This is a genomic window from Gelidibacter pelagius, assembly GCF_017581925.1.
Lineage (GTDB): Bacteria > Bacteroidota > Bacteroidia > Flavobacteriales > Flavobacteriaceae > Gelidibacter > Gelidibacter pelagius.
Genome location: NZ_JAGEVG010000039.1, coordinates 1 through 7,921, shown reverse-complemented (window position 1 = coordinate 7,921; position 7,921 = coordinate 1). Strand labels below are relative to the sequence as shown.

The following is a 7,921-nucleotide window of genomic DNA, read 5'->3' as shown; positions in this document are numbered from 1 at the left end:
CCTTTAAAAGGAGAAGAAGTTTAGATTGTTCAAAATTTTAAATTTTTTCCCATAAAAAAACCTCTCAGGTTTCCAAAACCTGAGAGGTTTGGTTCTGAAGGGTTTGTGAAGTTTACTTAAATCCTGGCAATCTGTCTATAAATTATTAACGATTAGATGTTTTGCAGTATTCGTGTAATCTGTGTAATCAGTGTCTAAATAAAAATCAAGGTCACCCGCCTGAACGGACCGGCAGGCCCGCGTTCTATCCGTTCCATAAAAAAAAATCGCCTATCCTTTTACTGAAGAATAGACGATTATTATCAACTACGGCATAAAGCCTTCAAATTATATTCAAATTATAAATACATTACAACTTCAATTTTGAGGTCTCAGAAATGGCACAAAAATTTTCAAGAATTTGAACCAGAACTTTTCTCATCGAATACTAAAGCCAGTGCTAGTGTAGCTCAATTAATTAAGATACGATTATAGCGCGAATGTTCATTAGACTCCAAGACCGTTAAAACCACCTGGCTTTGAAGGTGTGACATGGATAGAGTATGCACTTCAGAGTGGTTGCTTAACGCATGCGAACTGATCAGCTGGCCTTGAAGCGTGTACACCTTCAAATTGAGTGGCATGCCTTGCGTATTTACATGCATGGTTTTGGAGTTGTGGAAATAGTTTAAGGACACGTCATTTAAAGCATTGTCCTTTTGAGAAAGCAAGCTTTCTTTCCGATTATTTGTAAAGGTCATAAAAAATCTATCTAAATAAACACCACTGGCCATGATCTTTTTGTAACTGACGTCATTAAGATGATGGTGCGTTTTCTCCCAGTCATCATAAATATATATTGAAATGGGGTTGTCAAAGTGCTCGAGGGCGGTCAAAGAAATTTCTATAGATCCAGAATTCTTTAGGAACATGCCAAGGGGATATCTTTTCGATACATTAAAGGGGCCTACACCTTGAATTATAAAGCGTTCTGAATCAATCATCCAGTTAAGGTCATCATGCAGCTTATCTCTTTTGCGGGCATCATAGCCATAATCTAAACCATCTGTGGCACTGCCATCTTGGGTAAATCCCAACAATAAGTGGCGTACATAGCCTTCAGGGGTTTTAAAATCAATACGGACGCGCTGAATGTTGCTTTTGTTTTCCGTTTGCGCAGTAAGTGTGACATAGCAAAAAAAGGCCAAACATACGTAGGTTAAATTCTTCATAACAATAATTTAGGGATTTGGGGTGCCCTAAAATAATTAAATAAATGAGCTATACCCGTGAAAAACATTCATTTACGATGAAGCGTAATTATATGTAAGGTAATAGACACAAATCATAGTATTTTTCACTATGGGAATTCTCTCAGCCCTACGAATCACCTTTGAAATTAATCAAAAATAGAAAGTATCCAAAATCCAAATCAAGAACAAAAAAAATCGTCTATTCCAGTTGGGGAATAGACGATTGGTAATAATTGGTTGGTTAAATATTGATATTAAAATTTAATAATGATTTTCTTTTGATAACTGTTCGTGTTGGTTTCTACTTGTAGAATGTAGTTGCCTTCAGAAATGTCCTTAACCGGAATCTTAAACTCCTGTCCGAAATTCATATTGGTCATGTTCCATGATCTGACGGCTTGTCCAGCCATATTAATTAAATAAAGTTGACGTACTTCAATACTTGCTGGTGTCTTCACATAGATTTCATCCGTTTTTTGCAGATACTTCACGCTGATATCCTTAAAGTCCTGATCAATGGTGGACAAGGTGGTATCTGGTTGGAACACGATGGAGAAACGTCCGTTATAGTTGCCCGCCTCCAAGTTGGTTTGGAAACTAACCGTGTTGATTCGCGTGTAGGTATCCAGTAACCCATCATGTACATAGACATCAATTGCTTCATCAAAATTCTCTAAATCTGTCAAAGCAATCTCCACATTACCGGTGATGCCCAAAGTCATGTCCAATGGATATTTCTTATTGATGTCAAAGGCACCTACGCCTTGGATGATATACTTTTTACCTTCTATTAAAAAAGACATATCACTAGGGAAGTCGTCCCTGTTTAGGGCATCATAACCATAATCAAAGCCATCTGTTGCGTCGTTATTAGGAGTAAAAGCTAATAACAATGGTCTAATGGCAGTCTCTGGTGTCTTAAAGGCTAAACGGACTCTTTGTATCATATCGTCGCTCTCATATCCTGTAGAATCAGTAGCTCTTTTTTGGTTTTCACTGCCTCTTAAAAAGATGGATTGTCCCGGTGATTCTTTTCTGAAAGCTCTCTGACTGTTTCTGAATACCACATTAGAAGTTACTTGGTCATCTGCAGCCGTCACAAAAAAGCCTTGTGCAACAGGAATAAAATACCCAGGAGTCAAGTTGCCCGCATCACCTATCCCACTTATTATATCTCCTGGAAATGCAGTTGCCGCTGTACCTCCACTCAAATTTAATGATGCATAACCTCCTTCATAATCTCTTAAGTAGTGGGAATTGTTGGTGGTGGATTGTCTCCAGAAGGTTAATGATCCATCAATACTTTCTGTTGAACCTGTAGATCCTGGTATATTGTCATTGATAAATTCACGTGCGTCAATTGCCGAAGGATAAGGGTTTCCAACCAAAGTTTGGTTTTGTGTGCCTGCCGATGCCGTTACGGTATTTGTAATGGTCCCATTATTAGGTTGCCCCACAAATGTATAGTTTTGCATGGATGAACCGTTACCAGCACCACTACCTTTCATGGTAAACCCTAAACCAAGGTTAAAACTCCCTGTTGCCCCTTTGTGGAACCAAGCTGAATGATCACCGTCAAGACCTTCAGAATATTCATAAATCCACCTGCTACTCATTGTATTTGTCGCATTGTTGGCATTAATACCGCTTGTCCAAGTTATGGTTTGTAAATTATTCGGATCAGTAGATTTAAATAAGATGTCATTCAGGTTATACGTGGCTCCGTCAACATTTACCGGACTTCCCCAATAGTTATAATTAAATAAACTACCAGACCCTTGTTGGTCACGCTGTAAATCACCCGACCCTGCATCTACAATACTTCCTTCAGGTTGTATTAGTTGCGATTCGCCAACCAACTTTAAAGTACCATCTAATCTAAGATATTTATTGACATATAGTGGTTGGTGACTGGTTGAATTACCAATATTTAATTGATCACTCACTACATGTAAACCTAAAACGGTTGTTTGGTTAGGATTGGCCGTGGTAGGGTAACCAGCAGGTCTGTTTGCGGTTACGTTGCTTTCGGTTCTGACAATATTCCAAGTTTGTGCCAAACCAGGGACAATGTTACCAGCTCTTGTATTTGGCACTTGCTGATCTGATGTTGCTGACCAAGTAATTGCAGAATCCCAATCACTATTTCCTGATGATCGATATGGAATGGGCGCTGATTCTAATTGATTGTCAGTCATTCCATTCAACCTACCAGGAACCGGTGTACTCGAGATATCCTGAATGCTTCCAGAAACAAAGCTTGTTTGCGGACCTGTATTCATTTGGTAATACCCACTCAAATCCGTCCATTGTAAGCCTGCGATATCCTGAGGTATAACTACCCCCGAAACATTTGTGCCATTAGCCTCAATTTCTTGATTCATCATCTCACGGATTTGTGTCTCACTTAAAGCTTTGTTCCAGATACGCACTTCATCAATGACACCATTAAAATAATGGGTTGGTGAATTGTCGGTATTATCCATAGCACCGATAAGCGCTTTGTTTGAGTTGGTTATTGGTGCGGCACCTGCAGTAGATGTTCGCACTACAAAACCATCTATAAACATTCTATAGCTCGTGCCATTATAAGTGACTGCTACATGATGCCATCTGTTACTTGTGATATTTTGGTTAGCAGCTATTCCGCTTCCGTTAAAACGGAAACGTAAGTTGTTCTCAACAAGACTTAAATCATAGCCATTAGTCAACGCAGTCCCATTTCGTTTGGAAATGATCGTTTTTGTTCCTGTAAGGTTGGCAGGTTTTATCCAGGCTTCAATACTGAACGACCCATCCAAATCGTAATGATCTCCAAAACTGATATATTCGTTATCACCTTCAAATACGAGATTAGTACCACAATCAGGAATGGTTACTGTCATTGTAGCTGTTGTGTTATCTGTACATACACCAGTATTTGTTGCAGTCCATGTAAGTGTATATGTTTCTCCACTTTCTCCTGTAAACGTAGAATTATAGGCAGTAGGATCCGAAAAATACCCTGAGTTAGGCGAAGCCGTCCATTGACCAGTCACATCGTTTGCGTCTAAGGTCACTGTGTTGGTATCACAATCTGCAGTCGATAGGTTTGGTCCAGCAGAAGCTACAAAATAAGGAGTTATTTCTATATCTAACGTCTCAACTGTTGCTTCACACGGCCCGTCAGGATTGTTTGAGGTGAATGTTAAAGTGATATCTCCTATTTCCGAAGAACCAAAATTATAGGTAGCATTCGGGTCAGTTACGCTTGGTGTGAAAGTTCCGCTACCGTTCGTAGTCCAGGTACCACCAGTGGCACTACCACTTAAAGTTGTGCTTAATGGAATTGAGTTTTGAGACTGACAAACTACTGTATCAGGCGTTGTAATGGAGACTACTGCTTCAGGGTTGATTGTCAATGATCCAACAGCGCTCTTCACATCACAAGCTGAAGTTGTTTTAACTTCGTAAGTATAGTTGCCAGAAACTGATGGCGTACCACTGATAACATAAGATAAGCCATTAAACGTATAAGAAAGGCCATCAGGAAAAACATCTATACCTAAAGATGTGCTACCGTTAAGAGACCATTCAATGCTTGGCGCAGTTAATCCTCCGCCAATGTCATACGCAATTTCGTCAATGGTCGTATTTTGACATATCACTTGGGCATCTGCACCAGGGGGAGAGGTCATTCGAATGAATGTTGATAATGTTCCAAAAGAAATGTCATCAATCCCAAAATCGTTACCACCAAGTGCCGGATTTAAGTTCCTAATTTCGATATCAATGGTCATTGGTCCAGGGCCATCTGGAGATATCCAATTACCGTAAAAACGTGTCCAATTATCGGATGCTGGATTACTGTTTTCAGCTCGTCGTGGCAAACTAGGCTGGGTACCAACGTTAGTTCCATCCACATTAAATGTTAATTGTCCAGTTTCACTACTATTGTTTAAACTCATACCCCATGCTGAAAAATAATACTGAGTATTTGGTTCAACTGTAACTTGTTGCTTCCAAACAACTAGGGTGTTACCATGACCGTTTACTGCCATAAAATTTCGATCACCAGTTGTATTGTTTGTATGGTCATAACCCCAAAAATTTGAATGAACATGATTTGCATTCGTAACAATTGAATATCCATTCGTTCCCGAATCATCGTACAATTCACCACCAAAATAATAATAGCCATTCCACCAATCTCCGCCTTCATATTGTGGTACCCATTCTTGAGGAGTTTTTAAATCCTCATGATAAGTATAATCACTAGTGAATCCTGTGTTTCCAGCACTAAAGTCGCCATTAACAACAAGTTCTTGTGCAACGTTAAAAATAACCGATTCAGAACAGCCATTAGCTGTGACACCAATAACTTGATATGTACCTGCAATATCTACATAGATTGTATTGCCAGTTTGTTCAGGCGTTGTTAGCCATGTCCAATTAGTTATAGGTACTGATGAGCTCGCGACCAATTGCACCATATTACTTTCATTCTGTGGTGTGCCAGGAAGATCTTCAGGGCAATAGTTGGCGTTAATTATAATTTCTGGAGATGGAAATACATTTACTACTACTGTTTCTGTTTCTTGACAACCTTCTCCATTTGTTACTGAAACTGTGTATTGTGTTGTAGTTTCTGGTCTAACAGTGATAGTGTTATTTGTACTTGAGGGTATCTCTGCTCCAGGTGGCAAACCATCATTTGGACTCGTATTACTAGTCCATGAATATAAAAACGTTTCGCCAACGGTCGTAGCTTGCACTTGAAAATTATCAATTAATATGTCTGGTCTATTGTTATTACGATTATATCCATCAGTTACTTGAACTGCAATTTGTAATCGATTCGGATTATTTGCTAAATCAGGAATTGGAGATGTTACCTCTTTCCATTGTGTAGCTTGGTTGTTGTTGTTGATTAATTCTGTGTAAAAATGGACATAATTTCCAGTATTATTTATTCTGTAATAAAGATGAATATATTTTCTACTACCATTACTGTTCGTTCTTCTAGTTTGAAAGTATATGGAGAAATCTTGATATGTGTTCAAGCTAGCTCCCGCAATGTCAAAAATCCAATAACCTTCATCATCGCCACTGAACCAACCATCTCTATCGTCTTGCTGTCTTAAAGCGCTTCCGGCTATATTATTATTTGTGTAAGCATTAACACCAGTTGCTGTTCCACCACCAGTTAAAAATGGCATATTGTCACCGTTGGATATAGTAGAATTAATACCTGGAGCCTCTTTTCCGTCAAGAGAGTTATAATTACTTCCAGTATTAAAGTCATAGTTAATCAGTACTTGATTATTACCACCAGCCCCTTGAGCATTAGCTGTTAAGATACTTGGATCTCCTGCACAAACAGTATTTGGAGAGGAGATAACAGAAGTTATTACAGGAATAGCCAGCACCTCAACACTACTCGTAGTGGCAGTACAGCCACTAGCATCGGTAAATGTAAAGCTTACATTTCCGGCACTAACTCCAGTAATTTCGCCTGTACTCGGATTGATGGTTGCAATGCCAGTAGCATTACTAATCCAGGTCCCGCCGGAAGCAGGAGAGAGCGTGGTTGTTTCGTTAACACAAATTGTTGCAGGCGCATTGACCACAAGCGGAGGGTTAATTGTGACTGACGTAGTTGTATTACTACAGCCTGTAGCTGTATTGGTGTAGGTAAAAGTCACTGTTCCTGGTCCAACTGGGGTAATAGCACCATTATTGTCTATAGTAGCAACACCTGTATTGTTACTAATCCAACTGCCGCCAGTAGAAGGTGATGCTGTTTGAGTGTTGTCATCAGAACAAATAACGGAAGAACTCACGCTAACCGTAGGCAATGGATGAACCGTTATAGATAGGGTATTACTTACTTTAGGATCACAAGCCGAAATATCAGTTGTCATCTGTACAATGATATTGTAATCACCTGTTGGCGCAGTAGTTGGCGTAAATGTAGGAGACGTTGTTGTGCCTTCACTAACCCCATTTATAAACCATTGGTAATACTGTTCCGTTCCGCCATTAGTCGGCGTTGCGGTAAAAGTCAAGTTTTCTCCTATACAAATCTCATTGTTGGCATCGTTTGAAACAATGCTAACGCTGGCGCTTTCAGCAGGGTCAACTACAGTTACTGTAGCTGTACAAGTGGATTCATTTCCTGAAAAATCTCTAACGGTTAAGGTGACTGTATTAGCCCCTAAATCGGAGCAATTAAAATCCGTTTTGTCCAAAAACATGGTCTGGATACCACAGTTATCTGTTGAGCCATTGTCTATTTCTGCCGCAGTAATGCTTGCACTTCCAGTCGCATCGAGGGTTATGGATAGGTTTTGGCAGGTGGCAGTTGGAGCAGTGACGTCATCTACAATAACTGTCTGATTTTGTGTTGAAATGTTTCCATTTCCGTCATTATAGGTCCAAACAATAGTATAAGTGCCTTGTGAGCTGTAAGTTAAAGGGCTTATCGTTGTCCCAGTAATGTTTCCAGAACAATTATCTGTGGCTGTAGGGGCCACAACAGTCACTGAACATTCACCGGTTGCAGCTGGTAAGGTAGCCACATTTGGAACTGGCGCGGTCAAGTCATCAATAATTACATTTTGATTGACATTGATACTGTTTCCATTCCCATCGTCAAAAATCCAGGTGATGACATGGGTTCCTTGGGTTGAGTAGGTCAACGGATCAGA

The 7,921-nt window shown here is 39.7% G+C and carries 2 protein-coding genes; both read right to left on the bottom strand.

Annotated features, from left to right (window positions below; translation table 11 throughout):
• Positions 1-449: 449 nt before the first annotated feature.
• The gene (locus tag J4051_RS18550; RefSeq protein ID WP_208235381.1) at positions 450-1,211 is read right to left on the bottom strand and encodes a hypothetical protein; all 762 of its coding nucleotides are present in this window, start codon (positions 1,209-1,211) and stop codon (positions 450-452) included.
• Between the two features lie 275 nt (positions 1,212-1,486).
• Positions 1,487-7,912 (bottom strand): LamG-like jellyroll fold domain-containing protein, encoded by a 6,426-nt coding sequence (locus tag J4051_RS18545; protein ID WP_208235380.1) that lies wholly within the window; start codon positions 7,910-7,912, stop codon positions 1,487-1,489.
• Positions 7,913-7,921: the final 9 nt, after the last annotated feature.

What these genes read in the sequence shown, in the direction of transcription:
- J4051_RS18550 (WP_208235381.1), bottom strand. Translation starts at nt 1,211, where the DNA reads ATGAAGAATTTAACCTACGTATGTTTGGCCTTTTTTTGCTATGTCACA.